The sequence below is a fragment of the Allorhizobium paknamense genome, assembly GCF_030815125.1.
Lineage (GTDB): Bacteria > Pseudomonadota > Alphaproteobacteria > Rhizobiales > Rhizobiaceae > Allorhizobium > Allorhizobium paknamense.
Genome location: NZ_JAUSWH010000016.1, coordinates 1 through 14,464 on the forward strand (window position 1 = coordinate 1; position 14,464 = coordinate 14,464).

A 14,464-nucleotide genomic window follows, 5' to 3' on the forward strand; every position below is an offset into this window, starting at 1 on the left:
AAAATGATCGGCATTTCCTGCACCTTTCCTCCTACTCAGACACAAAATACGCCTTGCAGAACACCCATCCTGATTGAGTTTTGACCCTAGAGCATTGTCCCGAGAAAAGTGGAAGCCTGTTTCTGCCCGGAAATGCGTGAAAACAAGGATTTAGAGCGTTTCAATGTTTCCGTGAAACAATGAAGCGCTCTAGGGTCAAGGCTTGATCAGGACGGGTGTTTCTCAGCTTCCAAACAGGCGGGTGGTTTCGGCTTTCAAGTCCAGCAGGGATTGAATGACGGTGCGTTTCTGATCTTCAAAACGCGAGGTCGGCAGGGGCACGGATATCGCATAAAGCGTCCCTTTCCAGTCACAGAAGGCAATGCCCGCTGCGGATATTCCATCCGTGTGTTCATCGAGATCATAGGCAATTCCCTGATCTCGAATGTGTTCGAGAACGGGCAAAAAGCCGGACCACGTCCGCTTGATGCCCCTCTGGCGGAATTCTTCGAGAACAAGCCGTTCCGCTGTCTCGGCGGGCATTGCCGCCAACACCGCACGGCCATTGGCGGTGTCCGTCAGCGGAAAGATATCGCCAACGGCAGAGACGGCGCGCAGTCTGTGGCTGCCCGGCACCTGATCGAGAAAGATCATCTGATGACCGCGCAGCACCGAAAGATCTGCGGTTTCGCCCGTCTTTTGCGACAACTCGATCAGGAGCGGGCGACACAGGTCCACAATATTGAACTTTGCAGCTTGCGCTAAGGCAGTGATTTCCGGGCCAAGGCGGATGTCGCCGCTGCCGGCGCTGAACACCAGACGCTCCTCCTGCAAGGCGGCAACGATCCTTTGCACCGTCGAGCGCGCAAGCCCTACCCGTTCGGAAATCTGCCCCAAGGAAAGCCCGTTCGGGTCTTCGCGAAGCGCGCGCAACACTGCCGCTGCGCGCGAAATAACCTGGATGCCGTTGCGTGCGAGCGCCGCATCCTCCGCTACAACTTCCGTCATATGAAAATCACCTCTCACCACACCCCTATGTCGCACAAGCTTTCCCGGATTGCCAGAGTAAAGTGTATCATGATGCGGTTATGTTGTCTCATTATGCAGTTTTCTGATTGACCGCAATACGGTTCATGTGCATCATCATGCGGTATGGATGGGAGGAAGCATCCGGAAAACTTGAAAGTATTCCATCGCGGATCGGGTTGCCGTCCGCGCGCAGAGGAGGATTGCGTGATGGTGAAGATCCGCGGGATCGAATTTGAAGCGAATACCGACAACTCCATGGGTCTGGAGTTTTACAATCTCAGTCATCGTTTCGGTTATCAGTCGCCGAACTGGCCTTATTTCGAAGACGTCAAGATTGAGCGCATCCATTACATGGCGAAATCCGGCGTGCTGTCGCAGCGCATCACCACATCCATGCACAACACCACCCATATCGATGCGCCCGCGCATGTGGTGCAGGGAACGCCCTTCATCGACGAGGTGCCGCTGCCGCATTTCTTTGGATCGGGCATCGTTGTGTCCATTCCCAAGAAGCAATGGGAACAGATCACCTATGACGATCTGGAAAAGGCAGCAGGCAAGGCGGTTCGTCCGGGCGATGTCGTGATCGTCAACACCGGCTATCACCACATCTATGACGACAGCGAGGATTACTTCCTGCGTGCGCCGGGCTTCGTGCCGTCGGCCGCGGACTGGTTTATCGAGAAGAAGGTCAAGGTCGTCGGTCACGATACCCAGGCCAACGACCACCCGCTGGCCACCGCAATCGGTCCGCACGGGATTGGTCCGATTATCAAGCACGCCGATCTCCAGAAGGAATATTTCGAGTGGTCCGGCGGGCGTGACTGGAAGGACGACTTCCCGGAATGGGAGCCGGTTCACCGCAAGCTCTTCAAGGCGGGTATTCTTGGTATCGAAAATGTCGGTGGTGATCTCGACGCCGTCACCGGCAAACGCGTCACTTTCGCTTTCTTCCCCTGGAACTGGGATCGCGGCGATGGCTGCATCATCCGTCTCGTGGCCATGATCGACAAAGGCCAGACCTATCGCATCGAGAAGGGCGAGGCATTCTGACGCTAAGCTTTTGTTTGTGCGAATTTTCAGGTTGCGTCTGGCGATCCGCATCTGACCGGACGCACGGCATGTCGGGAAGAGGAGTTCCCGCCATGCCGCCCTGAAAAGGCCTGCAATACCAAGGCTCGAAGATGCTAACGCATCCTCGCCTTGAAAGAATCTCGAATATCTCAAATGCATCAAGGGCTTGAGATATTCGAAAGGGGAATACGAACTGCCATTTTCAATGGCTCTTCGTATAAGGAGGAGACAGCATGCACATCAAGCGTTTCAGCGATGCCAAGCCCTATGAGGCCGCCAATCATCGCGGCGTTGTTGGTCTTCGTCTGCAAGGTTTTGAGGACGGCGGCCCGACGAACCAATGGGTCGGCTTGTCGCAATTTTTGCCCGGCGGTGGAGCGGGGGCGGATTCCACTCCTTTCGAGAAGGTCTATGTGGTGCTCGAAGGTGAAATGACCGTGATTGTCGATGGCCACGAAAGCGTGCTGCGAGCGCTTGACAGCTGCACCATTCCGCCCGGCGAGGTTCGAGAGATCGAAAACCGCAGCAATCATGTCTGCAAGATGCTGGTCGTCATTCCCTATCCGCCGGGAGCAAAGCCATGAGCGAGGACGCTGTTCTCAAAAATCCTGCCCTGCTGTTCGACATTCGCGGCAAGGTCGCCATCGTCACCGGTGCATCCGGCGCTTTCGGAGCGCTTGCAGCGCGCATCCTCGCCGGCGCCGGGGCGAAACTCGCGCTCGTTGCCGGCAATGCCGCAGCCCTTGCAGAGACGGCGCAGGCCTGCAAGGCGCTGGGCGGCGAGACCCATTGCATCAACGCGCGCCCATCTGACGAGGCCGCCTGCGAGGCCATTGTTGAAGAGACGGTCAGGCGCTTCGGGCGCGTCGATATTCTCGTCGTCGCTTCCGGCAAGAACGAGGTCGCCAAGATCGTTGACATGGAGCCTGCGCGATTTCTCGATGTCATGGACGCCAATGTTACCCAGTCCTGGCTGATGGCGCGGGCTGCGGGCAAGCGGATGCTGGAACAGGGGGAGGGCGGCAAGATCGTGCTGATGTCTTCAGCACGCGGCCTGCTCGGTCATCCGGCGGGTTACACCGCCTATTGCGCCTCCAAGGCCGCGGTCGACGGCATCACCAAGGCGCTGGGCTGCGAGTGGGGCCCAACGGGTATTACCGTCAATGCCATAGCGCCCACCGTTTTCCGCTCACCGCTGACCGCCTGGATGTTCGAGGATACCGATCGCGCCAAAGAGGTCCGCACCGGCTTTCTTGCGCGTGTTCCCAAAGGCCGCCTGGGTGAGCCGGAAGATCTGGCCGGACCCTTGCTGTTTCTGGCTTCGAAAGCCTCCGATTTCTACACCGGCCATATTCTCTATGCCGATGGCGGCTATACGGCGGGATGACGATGGACACGCGCAAGCACCATATCGCGGTCATCGGAGCGGGTCTCATGGGCCACGGCATTGCGCTGACCATGGCACGGGCCGGACATTCGGTGTCCATCCATGATCCGGTCGAGGCGGCCCGGGACGCCGTCAAAGGGCGGATCGCCGAGAGCCTGAGCCTTCTTGGCGAACACGAGACGGCGATCGAAACGATCCTCAAAGGAATCGGGGTCAGTGAAACGCTCTCCGATTGTGTGGCGGTGGCCACTGTCGTCTTCGAGGCGGCACCAGAGAAAATGGCGCTGAAGCAGGCGATTTTTGCCGAGATCGAAGCGCATGCGCCTGCCGATGCCATTCTGGCATCCAACACCTCCGTGATGCCGATAACCGAGATCATGTCGAAGCTCACCCGCAGAGGGCGGGCTCTCGGCACCCATTGGTGGAACCCGCCGCATCTCATTCCGCTGGTGGAGGTGATCCGGACCGAATGGACAGACGAGCCGGTCGTGAATGCCATGATGGTCTTGCTCGACCAAGCGGGTAAGACGCCTGTCCGGGTGGCCAAGGACGTGCCGGGCTTTATCGGCAACAGACTACAGCATGCGCTGTGGCGGGAGGCGATCAGTCTGGTGGAACGCGGCATCTGCGATGCGGCATCCGTCGATACGGTTGTCAAATCCTGCTTCGGGCGGCGTCTTGCGGTGCTGGGGCCGCTGGAAAATGCCGATCTCGTCGGTCTCGACCTGACGCTTGATATCCATTCCCAGGTGCTGGCCGATCTCGAAAGCCGCCCCGGTCCCTCGCCCCTTCTGGAGGAGATGGTGGCAAGCGGCAGGCTGGGCATGAAATCGGGAGAGGGCTTTTACGACTGGACGCCGGAGGAGGCTTCCATCGTCAAGGCCCGTGTGTCCTCGCACCTGCAAAGACTGGAGAGGATCCTGCCCCGAAAGGACTGAATATCAAAGCCCATGTGAACTCGCTCGGAGGAGGAGACGAGATGCGTTATGAAGACAGAAACGACCTGCTGAAGCCCGGCTATCTGGACTTCGAAAGTGGCATCAAGCGCTATGACGATGGCTCTGTAACGATTGCAGCGCTCACCCGCATGCCGCGCTGCCGGGCCAAGATGGTGCATTGGTGGTTTGGCTGGGTGGGCGGAACCGATCAGTACAAGCTCTGGCATCCCGTCGATCATCTCTTCTCCGATTGGGCGGATCGCGGCAATGGCGGCAATTATTACGGCGCCAAGCATCTGGTGCATGAAACGCTGGGTGGGTCCGGCCCGGTGCACAAGCTGCGCATCCACTTCCGCGACCCTTTGGAAGTGTTCGATGTCGCCGGTTATCGCGCCGTCGATGGGATTGGCGTCTGCGCCCGCCCGGGTTCGCTCGAGCGGCCGGTCAATCTCGGCCATATGTGCCATTTCGTGCGCAACACCGATTATGGCTGCGAAATGCGCTCGCGCTTCTGGTTCGGCGACGTGCATAGCCAGAACGACGGCGAGACCTTGCCTGAACCGATGCGTGCGGCCATTCGGGAAGAGGCGCTGAACGACGAATTCTGCCGCGGGCTTCACAAACACAATATCGAGGAAATGGGCTATCTCGCCGATCTTCTGCCGGTGCTGTACCGGCAGGTGACGGGTGATGCGACCTTTTGATTGTCTCTCTGGGAGGAAGACGGCATGACAAGGATAAAAACCAGCCGCCGCCTGTTTTTGACAGGGGCAGCAACCCTACTGGCAGCACCAGCCATTCTCACCCGGACCCGCGCCTATGCGGCAGTGCCGAAACTGAAGATTGGCCTCGTCAGCCCGCGTACCGGGCTGCTTGCGGGCTTTGCGGAAGCGGACGATTACATTTTATCCGCCGTCACCGCGCGGTTCAGCGAGGGAATTGAAAACAACGGCAAGCGCTGGCAGATCGAGATCGTCGCAAAAGACAGCCAGTCAAATCCGAACCGGGCGGCGGAAGTCGCCTCCGAACTGATCCTGAAGGACAAGGTGGACATCATCGTCGCCGCCTCGACACCGGATACGGTCAATCCCGTTTCCGATCAGGCGGAAGTCAACCAGGTTCCTTGCGTCACCACCGATTGCCCATGGCAGCCCTATTTCTTCGGCCGGGGCGGCAAGCCGGGTCAGGGCTTTGAAAACACCTATCACTTTTTCTGGGGGCTGGAAGACGTTATTGCCGTCTTTCTCGCCATGTGGAAGGACGCTGGCGTTGGCAAGTCCGTAGCGGGGCTGTTTCCCAACGATGCCGATGGCAATGCCTGGGGCGATCCGGAACGGGGCCTGCCGAAGCCCTTTGCCGCAGCCGGTTATACGCTCACCGATCCGGGCCGCTATCAGCCCCTGTCGGACGATTTTACCAACCAGATCAACGCCTTTAAAAGGGCAGGCTGCGAGATTGTCACGGGCAATATGATTCCGCCCGACTTCGCCACCTTCTGGTCGCAAGCCGCACAGCAGGGTTTCAAGCCGAAAATCGTCAGCATCGGCAAGGCTCTTCTCTTTCCAAGCGCCATTGCCGGGCTGGGTGCGCGCGGCGTGGGGCTGAGCTGCGAAGTCTGGTGGTCACCCTCGCATCCGTTCACATCCTCGCTGACGGGCATCAGTGCCGCCGATCTCGCCAATGGCTACACGAAGGCATCGGGCCGCCCATGGACGCAACCCATCGGCTTCAAGCACGCGCTGTTCGAAGTGGTCGCCAATGCCGTTTCCCGCGCTGCGGATCTGGAAGATCCGGCAGCCATCGTTGAGGCGATTGCCGCAACCGACATGAACACCATTGTCGGGCCGGTCAACTGGTCGAAAGGCCCGGTCAAGAATGTCAGCAAGACGCCGCTGGTTGGCGGTCAATGGCAGAAGGATGGCGAGGGCGTCGCGCTGAAGATCGTCACCAATGCGCCGTCTCCTGCCATTCCCGTGACCGGAAAACTCCAGCTTCTCGCCTGACCACATTCTGCACCCTCAAAGGAGGCCAGATGACACCCATTCTCGAACTTGATGGCGTTCAAAAGGCCTATGGGGCCATTACCGTCGCTGACCGGCAGAGCTGGTCGCTGGCGGATGGGGAGGCGCTGGGCGTGCTGGGTCCAAACGGGGCGGGCAAGACCTCAATGTTCAACCTCGTCACCGGAACGATCAAGGTGGATGGCGGCACCATTCGTTTCGATGGGCAGACGATTACGGATTGGCCGGCGGCCAGACGCTGCCGTGCGGGCATCGCCCGCAGCTTCCAGGTGCCGCAGCCTTTTTCTGGCATGACCTTGTTCGAAAACGCCTATGTGGCGGCAACGCAGGGCGCGGGTCTTTCCGGTCAGGAGGCGAATTCTGTCTGCCTCGATGTCCTGACCCGGACGGGCCTGATCAGAAAAGCCAACCATCTGGCGGGCAGCCTGACACTCCTGGAGCGCAAACGGCTCGAACTGGCGCGGGCGCTCTGCGCGAAGCCGAAAGTGCTGCTGCTCGATGAAATCGCCGGAGGGCTGACCGAAAAGGAATGCCATGCGCTGATCGATACGATCCGCGAAGTGCGAGCCACCGGCGTTTCCATCGTCTGGATCGAGCATGTCGTGCACGCACTCCTCGCAGTCATCGACCGGCTGATCGTCATCGATTTCGGCCGGAAAATTGCCGAAGGCGATCCGCGCACGGTGATGGAAAGCCGCGAGGTTCGGGAAATCTATCTGGGGATTGCCGCCCATGGCTGACGCATTGCTCGAGGTTGAAGGCCTTGATGCCTTCTACAAGGATTTTCAGGCGCTCTACGGCGTTAATATGCGCATCGGTCAGGGGGATGTGATCGCGGTGATCGGCGCAAACGGCGCAGGCAAGACCACCCTGATGCGCACTGTGACCGGCTTCTTGAAGGCGAAGCCGGATGCCATTCGCTGGAAGGGTAGGGGCATCGGCGGCTTGCGGGTTGATCAGATTGCCGCCCTCGGCATTGCGCTTGTTCCGGAAGGCCGGCTTCTCTTTCCCTCCCTCAGCGTCGAGGAAAACCTGCTGATCGGCGGCCAGATGAAGCGCAAGGGGCCGTGGAGTCTCAGCCGCATCTACAAGCTGTTTCCGGTCTTGCAGGAGCGGCGGAATGTACCGGCAACGGCGCTTTCCGGTGGGCAACAGCAGATGGTCGCCATTGGTCGGGCGCTGATGGCCAATCCGGAACTGATCATGATGGACGAGATCAGTCTGGGATTGGCCCCGGTCATCATCAAGTCGATCTACGACGCCTTGCCAGGCATTGTCGGCGAAGGCCTGACGGCGATCGTGGTCGAGCAGGATATCGCCAAAGCGCTTTCCGTCTCCTCAAGGCTCTATTGCCTTCAGGAAGGCCGCGTGTCGTTGACGGGTCTTTCCGGTGAGGTCTCGCATGACGAGATCAGCCGCGCTTATTTCGGAGTATGACCCATGGTTTCCTGGTTGGACCCGATCATACAGGGCATTCTTCTCGGCGGGCTCTATGCGCTGTTTGCCGCCGGCCTCAGCCTGATTTTCGGAGTGATGCGGCTCGTCAATATCGCCCATGGCGATCTTATCGTTCTGTCCAGCTATGTGGCGCTCACGACCTGCGTCATGCTGGGCCTGCCGCCGCTGGCGGCAGCGCTGCTGGTGGTTCCCGTCATGGCCGTTGCCGGTTACGGCCTGCAAAGGCTGCTGCTGAACCGCACCATGGGAGGCGAGATTCTGCCGCCGCTGCTCGTCACTTTCGGGCTTTCGGTCATTATCCAGAACACGCTCCTGACGCTTTACAGCGCCGATCCGCAGAAATTGCGGGCCCGTGCCATCGAGACGGCGAGCGTCAATGCCGGACCAGTTTCGGTGGGCGTTCTTCCGCTCATCGTCTTCATAACGGCTGTGGCGGTCATCGGGGCTCTTCAGTGGATGTTCTACCACACGGCGCTGGGGCGTGCCTTCCGGGCCACCTCCGACCGTCAGGACATTGTGCAGTTGATGGGCCTCAACCGTGCTCATATTTTCGGGCTTGCCATGGCGGTTGCGCTGGCGGTCACGGCGCTGGCGGGTGTCTTTCTCGGCATCCGGACATCCTTCGATCCCGCAGCCGGTGGGACACGGCTGATCTTCGGCTTTGAGGCGGTGATCATCGGCGGGCTCGGCAATATCTGGGGTACGCTGGCCGGAGGCGTCATTCTGGGGCTTGCCCAGACGCTTGGGGCCAGGGTCGATCCCGGTTTCCAGATCCTCACCGGTCACCTTGCCTTTCTCATCATCCTTGCCATCCGCCCGCGCGGCCTGTTTCCGAGGATCGACTGATGCTGGAAAGGCTTTCCATTTCCCGCTCCACCCGGCTTTCAAGCATTTCCATGGCGATTGCCGTTCTTCTGGTTGCAGCCATGGCGCTGGCCCCCTGGTGGGCGGGCCGGGCCGATCTGCGGCTGTTCGGCGAAATCTTTCTCTATCTGGCTCTGGCGTCGCTGTGGAACCTGCTGGCGGGCTATGCGGGCCTCGTCTCCGTCGGTCAACAGGCCTTTGTCGGACTGGGCGGCTATACTTTCTTCGCACTCACCCTGCTTATGGGTCTGCATCCGCTTGCAGCGCTTGTGCTGGCTCCCATCGCAGGCGCCATCGTGGCAGCACCGGTCGCCACGCTGATCTTCCGGCTGCGCGGTGCCTATTTCGCTATCGGCACCTGGGTTGTCTCTGAAGTCTTCCGGCTGACGGCGGCGCAGGTTTCAAGCCTCGGCGGAGGTTCGGGCATCTCTCTGCCGGTCTCTGTCGTCAATGCGCTGGCAAGTGGCCGTTTTCTCAGGGAAGCCATGGCTTACTGGCTGGCGCTGGCTGTCGCGGTGCTGGTCATTGGCACCGTGTTTCTCTTCCTGCGCTCAAGGCGCGGCGTTGCGCTGATGGCGATCCGCGACAATGAACTCGCAGCCCGGTCGCTCGGCATCGACATATGGAGAACCAAGTTCATCGTCTATCTGGTGACGGCGGGGCTGACGACGCTGCTGGGCGCGCTGATCTTTCTGCAAAAACTTCGGATCTCGCCGGATGCCGCCTTCTCGGCCAATGACTGGACGGCCTTCGTGATCTTCATCGTCGTCATTGGCGGGATCGGCACGATCGAAGGCCCGATCCTCGGCACGCTGGTGTTTTTTGCCCTGCGCGAGACGCTGGCCGATCTTGGCACAATCTACCTGATCGCGCTCGGCCTCGTCGCCATCCTGATCATGCTGAAGGCGCCTTCCGGCCTCTGGGGCCTGATCCGTGGGCGTCGCGGTCTTGAGCTTTTTCCCATCAGCCGCCGGGTGCGCGGCCTTGATCCCAAAGGAGCCTGACATGGCCAAGCAAAAAACCATCATCACCTGCGCAATCACCGGGGCAATCCACACGCCCACCATGTCCGATGCGCTGCCCTATACGCCGGATGATATCGCAAGGCAGGCCATCGAAGCGGCGGAGGCAGGTGCTTCCATTCTCCATCTTCATGCAAGGCGCCCGCATGACGGAGGCGTCTCCATCGAGCCTGCGGATTTTGCTGCCTTCCTGCCGCGTATTAAGCAATCGACGGATGCGGTCATTAATATCTCGACGGGCGGCAGCCTGAAAAACACGATTGAGGAGCGCATTGCACCGGCGCTGACCTTCTCGCCGGAAATGTGCTCGATGAACATGGGATCGATGAACTTCTCCTTCCATCCGCTGGCGGATCGCTATGAGACCTTCAAGTTCGATTGGGAAAAGGAGTACATCGCCAATTCCGACACCTATATCTTCCGGAACACCTTTGCGGATATCCGTCATGCCGCCAGCCAGCTTGGCCCCCATGACATCAAGTTCGAGCATGAATGCTACGATGTCGGTCATCTCTATAATTTGAAATTCTGCATGGATATCGGCTTGTTCAAGGCACCGATCTTCATCCAGTTCATCTTCGGCATTCTCGGCGGAATCGGACCGGAGATCGACAACCTGATCTTCATGAAGCGGACTGCAGACAGATTGTTCGGCAAGGATTACCGCTGGTCGGTGCTGGGCGCGGGCGGCGCGCAGATGTCATTCGCCGCCACTGCAAGCCAGATGGGTGGAAATGTTCGCGTCGGTCTTGAAGACAGCCTTTTCATCCGCCGTGGCCAGCTGGCAGTGAGCAATGCGGAACAGGTCGTCAAGATCAGGCGGATTGTCGAGGATCTGGGTTGCGAGATCGCGACACCGGCGGAAGCCCGGGAAATTCTGGCCTTGAAGGGAGCGGCGAAGGTGAATTTCTAAAGCATGTCGCGGAAAAACGCGATTACACTTTTTCCTGACGCGCTTCGGACATCTGTTCCGCAGGAATATCGGCGACGGAGGCGCGTTCGACAAGTTCAGTCTTTAGCACGACGCGGCTTGCCGGGCCGCCATTTCCGTTCAGCCGCTCGACCAGCAGCTTGGCTGCCTTTTCGCCGAGTTGATAGACCGGTTGGCGCACGACGGTGACGGGCGGGGTGGTGACCGATGTCCAGTCCGCATCGTGAAACGAGACCAGCGACAGATCCCGCGGGATATCGATGCCACGGTCTCGGCAGATCTTGAAGACATCAAGGCCGATCACGCTGTCGGAGGCGATGATGGCCGTCGGCGCATGCTTGTCAGTCAGCATGGCGGTGACGATCCGCTGCGTCTCGGCGGGTGTCAGGGCGCCGAGCCGCACCCAATCTTCCATTCCCGAGAGGCCAGCCTCGTGACAGGCGCGTAAAAAGCCCTCTATGCGTCGGCGCACCGAGCCGGTGCTGATGTCTGAGGGGAGGCGGAAGCGGTGGTCGGGCGTATCGCAGGCGGTGAGGTAGGCAATGCGCCGATGGCCGCCGGCAATCAGCCGGCGGGTGATGTCTTCGGCCGCGTGGCCGTCATCGGCCACAACCGTATCGACACCAAGCGTCCTGCTGCCGCGATCGAGCAACACCATCGGGCAACCGGAACGGATGGCCTCCTCAAGGTGATCAACATCGCTTTCCATTGCCGGAGAGACGATCAGCCCGTCCACGCGCTTGGCAAGGAGCGCACGGATCGCAGCTTTCTCGGTCTCGGTGTTCTCACCGGAATTGGTGAGGATCACGGTGAAGCCAGCCTGCCGCGCAATATCGGTAATGCCTCTGACCGCAAGGCTGAAGAACGGGTTTTCAATGTCGCCGACCACCACGCCGATCGTGCCGGAGCGGCCGGTCGTCATCGAGCGCGCCAGTTCGTTTGGCCGGTAGTTCAGGTTGCGTGCGGCAAGCGTCACGGCTTCGCGCACCCGGTCGCTGACGGTTCCATATCCGCCCAGGACACGCGCAGCCGTGGCTTTCGAGACGCCCGCCATGCGTGCGACATCGGCCACTGTAACGGCATTGTTCCGGGGCGGGGTCGGGTCCATGGGCTGTAGCCTTACAAGAGAAGCAAATGATTGGCAAATGCCAAATTAGCACTTGACAAACATCAAAGAGACCGGTCTCAATAGACTAAGAGACCGGTCTCATAACAAAAAGTCGATTTTTTGACACGCTCTCTGCATTGGCCGGATCTCTGCTCCTGTTGCTGGTCCGGCCCGTGCTGGCATGCCCTGAATGCAGCTCAAAAAAACCACCAGAGGAGACGACAGCAATGCGCATGAAAAAAGCCTTCACCACACCCTTCGGACGTTTGCGGGCCGCAGCCCTCATGCTGGCGCTCGGCGTGCTGGCGGGAACTTCCCCGGCGACCCATGCTGCAGACAACCCGCTTGACCTCATCGACCCTGCCGTCATCAGTGTCGGCACGATGGGGGATGCCAAGCCCTATGCCTTCACCACGGCGGACGGCACCTTCACCGGTTTCGATATCGAGCTTTTTCTGAATGTCGCCGAGCGCCTCGGCTTCAAGAAGGATCAGGTGGTCTTTACCGGCCAGGAATTTTCCGCGCTCATGCCGTCGGTCGCCAATGGCCGGTTTGATGTGGCCGCCGCCGCCATCGGCACGACGGACAAGCGCAAGCAGACTGTCGATTTTTCCGACGGCTATCTGGCGGGTTTCCTCACGGTTCTGACCGCGGAGGCCGGCATCGGTGACGTCGCCGCCCTCAAGGGCAAGCGTCTCGGGGTCGTGCAAGGGACGCTGCAGGAAATCTATGCGGAGAAAAACTTCACCGGCGCTGATCTGGTCAAGTTTCCCGACAACAATTCCGCCATTTCCGCTCTCAACAACGGTACAGTGGATGCGCACTTCCTCGATTATGAAGCGGCCAAGGACTATTCCACCCGTTATCCCGCTCTGAAGGTGGCGATCAACATCCCAAGCTTTGACGCTCCGGCTGGCTTCGTGGTGCGCAAAGGCAATAATGCGCTGCGCGAGGCGCTGAACAAGGGCCTGCATGAGGCCATGCAGGATGGCACCTGGAAAAAGCTGCACGAAAAGTGGTTTCCCGATACGCCGATGCCGGCGGCCTATCTTCCCAAGCCGTGATGCCACCTTGTCGGTCCGGCAGCTGATGCCGGACCGGTTCTTCTCTCAAGGGATCTTCTGATGAACTGGCTTGAAAATCTGCATCGCAGCTTCCTCGACTGGAATGCGATGGCCGAAGTGCTGCCGACCATGATCACTGTCGGCCTGAAAAATACGCTGATCCTCGCATCGGCCTCCACGGTGCTGGGTGTCGTGATCGGCATGGTGCTGGCCATCATGGGCATTTCGCGCTCGCCATGGCTGCGCATTCCGGCGCGTCTCTATACCGATATCTTTCGCGGCCTTCCGGCCATCGTCACCATCCTGCTGATCGGGCAGGGGTTTGCCCGTATCGGGCGCGAACTCTTCGGTGCATCGCCCTATCCGCTCGGCATCCTGGCGCTCAGCCTGATTGCCGGCGCCTATATCGGCGAAATCTTTCGGTCCGGCATTCAGAGTGTCGACCGCGGCCAGATGGAGGCCTGCCGGGCGCTCTCGATGAGCTACGGGCAGGGCATGCGGCTGATCGTGGTGCCGCAGGGCGTGCGCCGGGTGCTGCCCGCCCTCGTCAACCAGTTTATCGGCAATGTTAAGGATTCGAGCCTCGTCTACTTTCTCGGCCTGCTGGCTTCCGAGCGCGAGATCTTTCGTGTCGGACAGGATCAGGCCGTGGTGACGGGCAATCTGTCGCCGCTGCTTCTCGCCGGTATTTTCTATCTGATTGTCACTGTGCCGCTCACCCATGTGGTCAACGCCATCGACACCCGTCTGCGGTTGGGCAAGCAGCGTCCGGCGGTGGTCACAAGCGGACTGGAAGAGGTCGGAGAACTGGAGGGAGCCGCCAACGCCTCCGGCATGCACTTCAAGGGCGGCAGCCTGGAAGTGTCCAATCTCGGCATGGCCTATGGCGATCTTGACGTGCTGAAAGGTGTCGATCTTTCCGTCAAACCTGGCAGCGTGACCTGTATCATCGGTCCCTCCGGCTCCGGCAAATCGACGCTGCTGCGCGGGCTTAACCGTCTTGTGGAGCCGAAGAGCGGCGAGATTCTCATCGACGGCGAGAGCATTCTGGCCATGAAGCCCGAAACCTTGCGCCGACGGGTCGGCATGGTGTTCCAACACTTCAATCTCTTCCCGGATCATACGGCGCTTGAAAACGTCATGTTGTCGCTAACGAAGATCAAGGGGCTGCCGAAGGCGGAAGCTGAACGCATCGCCAAGGCCAGGCTTGCCGATGTCGGCCTCTCCAGCCGCCAGCATCATCGTCCGGGCGGGCTCTCGGGCGGCCAACAGCAGCGTGTTGCCATAGCCCGGGCGCTGGCGATGGAGCCGGAGGTCATTCTGTTCGACGAGGTGACCAGCGCGCTCGATCCCGAACTGGTCAAGGGTGTGCTGAACCTGATGGCCGATCTCGGCCGGCGCGGCATGACCATGGTCGTCGTCACGCATGAAATGGGCTTCGCCCGCCGCGTCGCCGATCAGGTGGTGTTCATGGATGAGGGGCGCGTGGTGGAAACCGGTTCGCCCGAAGCAATTTTCGATAACCCGCAGAGCCCAAGGCTTCAACGCTTCCTCGCCGAAGTTCTGTGATCGTGGGCAGGGAGAGACCA

At 59.9% G+C, this 14,464-nt stretch carries 15 protein-coding genes; 13 read left to right on the forward strand and 2 right to left on the reverse strand.

Annotated features, from left to right (window positions below; all coding sequences use genetic code 11):
* Nucleotides 1-222 precede the first annotated feature (222 nt).
* Nucleotides 223-987, reverse strand: a complete 765-nt coding sequence (locus QO005_RS19515) for an IclR family transcriptional regulator (RefSeq protein ID WP_307159700.1) — start codon at nt 985-987, stop codon at nt 223-225.
* Between the two features lie 228 nt (nt 988-1,215).
* Here QO005_RS19515 and QO005_RS19520 point away from each other — a divergent pair, with 228 nt between their 5' ends.
* The 11 genes from QO005_RS19520 (at nt 1,216) to kce (ending at nt 10,685) form a co-directional block, all read left to right on the forward strand.
* Nucleotides 1,216-2,061 carry a cyclase family protein gene (locus QO005_RS19520; protein ID WP_307159770.1) on the forward strand — a complete coding sequence of 282 codons (846 nt, stop codon included), beginning with the start codon at nt 1,216-1,218 and terminating at the stop codon, nt 2,059-2,061.
* 254 nt (nt 2,062-2,315) lie between these two features.
* On the forward strand, nt 2,316-2,666 hold the full coding sequence (locus tag QO005_RS19525; RefSeq protein ID WP_307159701.1) for a cupin domain-containing protein: 351 nt from the start codon (nt 2,316-2,318) through the stop codon (nt 2,664-2,666).
* Nucleotides 2,663-3,469 (forward strand): SDR family NAD(P)-dependent oxidoreductase, encoded by an 807-nt coding sequence (locus QO005_RS19530; protein WP_307159702.1) that lies wholly within the window; start codon nt 2,663-2,665, stop codon nt 3,467-3,469. Before QO005_RS19525 ends, QO005_RS19530 begins: the two co-directional genes overlap by 4 nt.
* Before the next feature lie 2 nt (nt 3,470-3,471).
* Nucleotides 3,472-4,407: a 3-hydroxyacyl-CoA dehydrogenase family protein gene (locus tag QO005_RS19535; protein ID WP_307159703.1), complete on the forward strand. Its 936-nt coding sequence runs from the start codon at nt 3,472-3,474 to the stop codon at nt 4,405-4,407.
* Between the two features lie 41 nt (nt 4,408-4,448).
* Entirely contained in the window at nt 4,449-5,111 is a 663-nt protein-coding gene (locus tag QO005_RS19540) for a DAPG hydrolase family protein (protein ID WP_307159704.1), read from the forward strand.
* Between the two features lie 24 nt (nt 5,112-5,135).
* Nucleotides 5,136-6,410, forward strand: coding sequence for an ABC transporter substrate-binding protein (locus tag QO005_RS19545; protein WP_307159705.1), 1,275 nt, complete (start codon nt 5,136-5,138; stop codon nt 6,408-6,410).
* A gap of 29 nt (nt 6,411-6,439) precedes the next feature.
* Nucleotides 6,440-7,168: an ABC transporter ATP-binding protein gene (locus tag QO005_RS19550; RefSeq protein ID WP_307159706.1), complete on the forward strand. Its 729-nt coding sequence runs from the start codon at nt 6,440-6,442 to the stop codon at nt 7,166-7,168.
* Nucleotides 7,161-7,865: an ABC transporter ATP-binding protein gene (locus QO005_RS19555; protein ID WP_307159707.1), complete on the forward strand. Its 705-nt coding sequence runs from the start codon at nt 7,161-7,163 to the stop codon at nt 7,863-7,865. The genes QO005_RS19550 and QO005_RS19555 overlap by 8 nt, the downstream gene beginning before the upstream one ends.
* Before the next feature lie 3 nt (nt 7,866-7,868).
* The gene (locus QO005_RS19560; RefSeq protein WP_307159708.1) at nt 7,869-8,732 is read left to right on the forward strand and encodes a branched-chain amino acid ABC transporter permease; all 864 of its coding nucleotides are present in this window, start codon (nt 7,869-7,871) and stop codon (nt 8,730-8,732) included.
* Nucleotides 8,732-9,754, forward strand: coding sequence for a branched-chain amino acid ABC transporter permease (locus tag QO005_RS19565; protein WP_307159709.1), 1,023 nt, complete (start codon nt 8,732-8,734; stop codon nt 9,752-9,754). Before QO005_RS19560 ends, QO005_RS19565 begins: the two co-directional genes overlap by 1 nt.
* A gap of 1 nt (nt 9,755) precedes the next feature.
* The gene (gene kce / locus QO005_RS19570; RefSeq protein WP_307159711.1) at nt 9,756-10,685 is read left to right on the forward strand and encodes a 3,5-dioxohexanoate:acetyl-CoA acetone transferase; all 930 of its coding nucleotides are present in this window, start codon (nt 9,756-9,758) and stop codon (nt 10,683-10,685) included.
* A gap of 22 nt (nt 10,686-10,707) precedes the next feature.
* Here the strand turns inward: kce and QO005_RS19575 are convergent, their stop codons facing one another.
* Complete coding sequence (locus QO005_RS19575; RefSeq protein ID WP_307159712.1) at nt 10,708-11,811, reverse strand: LacI family DNA-binding transcriptional regulator; 1,104 nt, start codon at nt 11,809-11,811, stop codon at nt 10,708-10,710.
* 227 nt (nt 11,812-12,038) lie between these two features.
* On the opposite strand from QO005_RS19575, the gene QO005_RS19580 reads away from it, so the two are divergent.
* Both QO005_RS19580 and QO005_RS19585 read left to right on the forward strand, forming a co-directional pair.
* Nucleotides 12,039-12,875: an ABC transporter substrate-binding protein gene (locus tag QO005_RS19580; RefSeq protein ID WP_307159713.1), complete on the forward strand. Its 837-nt coding sequence runs from the start codon at nt 12,039-12,041 to the stop codon at nt 12,873-12,875.
* 60 nt (nt 12,876-12,935) lie between these two features.
* Nucleotides 12,936-14,444, forward strand: coding sequence for an amino acid ABC transporter permease/ATP-binding protein (locus QO005_RS19585; RefSeq protein WP_307159714.1), 1,509 nt, complete (start codon nt 12,936-12,938; stop codon nt 14,442-14,444).
* Nucleotides 14,445-14,464: the final 20 nt, after the last annotated feature.

Bases quoted from the DNA above. Each gene is read 5' to 3' on its own strand.
- QO005_RS19555 (WP_307159707.1), top strand. From the start codon at position 7,161: ATGGCTGACGCATTGCTCGAGGTTGAAGGCCTTGATGCCTTCTACAAG.
- QO005_RS19560 (WP_307159708.1), top strand. From the start codon at position 7,869: ATGGTTTCCTGGTTGGACCCGATCATACAGGGCATTCTTCTCGGCGGG.
- kce (WP_307159711.1), top strand. From the start codon at position 9,756: ATGGCCAAGCAAAAAACCATCATCACCTGCGCAATCACCGGGGCAATC.
- QO005_RS19520 (WP_307159770.1), top strand. From the start codon at position 1,216: ATGGTGAAGATCCGCGGGATCGAATTTGAAGCGAATACCGACAACTCC.
- QO005_RS19525 (WP_307159701.1), top strand. From the start codon at position 2,316: ATGCACATCAAGCGTTTCAGCGATGCCAAGCCCTATGAGGCCGCCAAT.
- QO005_RS19545 (WP_307159705.1), top strand. From the start codon at position 5,136: ATGACAAGGATAAAAACCAGCCGCCGCCTGTTTTTGACAGGGGCAGCA.
- QO005_RS19530 (WP_307159702.1), top strand. From the start codon at position 2,663: ATGAGCGAGGACGCTGTTCTCAAAAATCCTGCCCTGCTGTTCGACATT.
- QO005_RS19580 (WP_307159713.1), top strand. From the start codon at position 12,039: ATGCGCATGAAAAAAGCCTTCACCACACCCTTCGGACGTTTGCGGGCC.
- QO005_RS19515 (WP_307159700.1), bottom strand. From the start codon at position 987: ATGACGGAAGTTGTAGCGGAGGATGCGGCGCTCGCACGCAACGGCATC.
- QO005_RS19575 (WP_307159712.1), bottom strand. From the start codon at position 11,811: ATGGACCCGACCCCGCCCCGGAACAATGCCGTTACAGTGGCCGATGTC.
- QO005_RS19585 (WP_307159714.1), top strand. From the start codon at position 12,936: ATGAACTGGCTTGAAAATCTGCATCGCAGCTTCCTCGACTGGAATGCG.
- QO005_RS19565 (WP_307159709.1), top strand. From the start codon at position 8,732: ATGCTGGAAAGGCTTTCCATTTCCCGCTCCACCCGGCTTTCAAGCATT.
- QO005_RS19540 (WP_307159704.1), top strand. From the start codon at position 4,449: ATGCGTTATGAAGACAGAAACGACCTGCTGAAGCCCGGCTATCTGGAC.
- QO005_RS19535 (WP_307159703.1), top strand. From the start codon at position 3,472: ATGGACACGCGCAAGCACCATATCGCGGTCATCGGAGCGGGTCTCATG.
- QO005_RS19550 (WP_307159706.1), top strand. From the start codon at position 6,440: ATGACACCCATTCTCGAACTTGATGGCGTTCAAAAGGCCTATGGGGCC.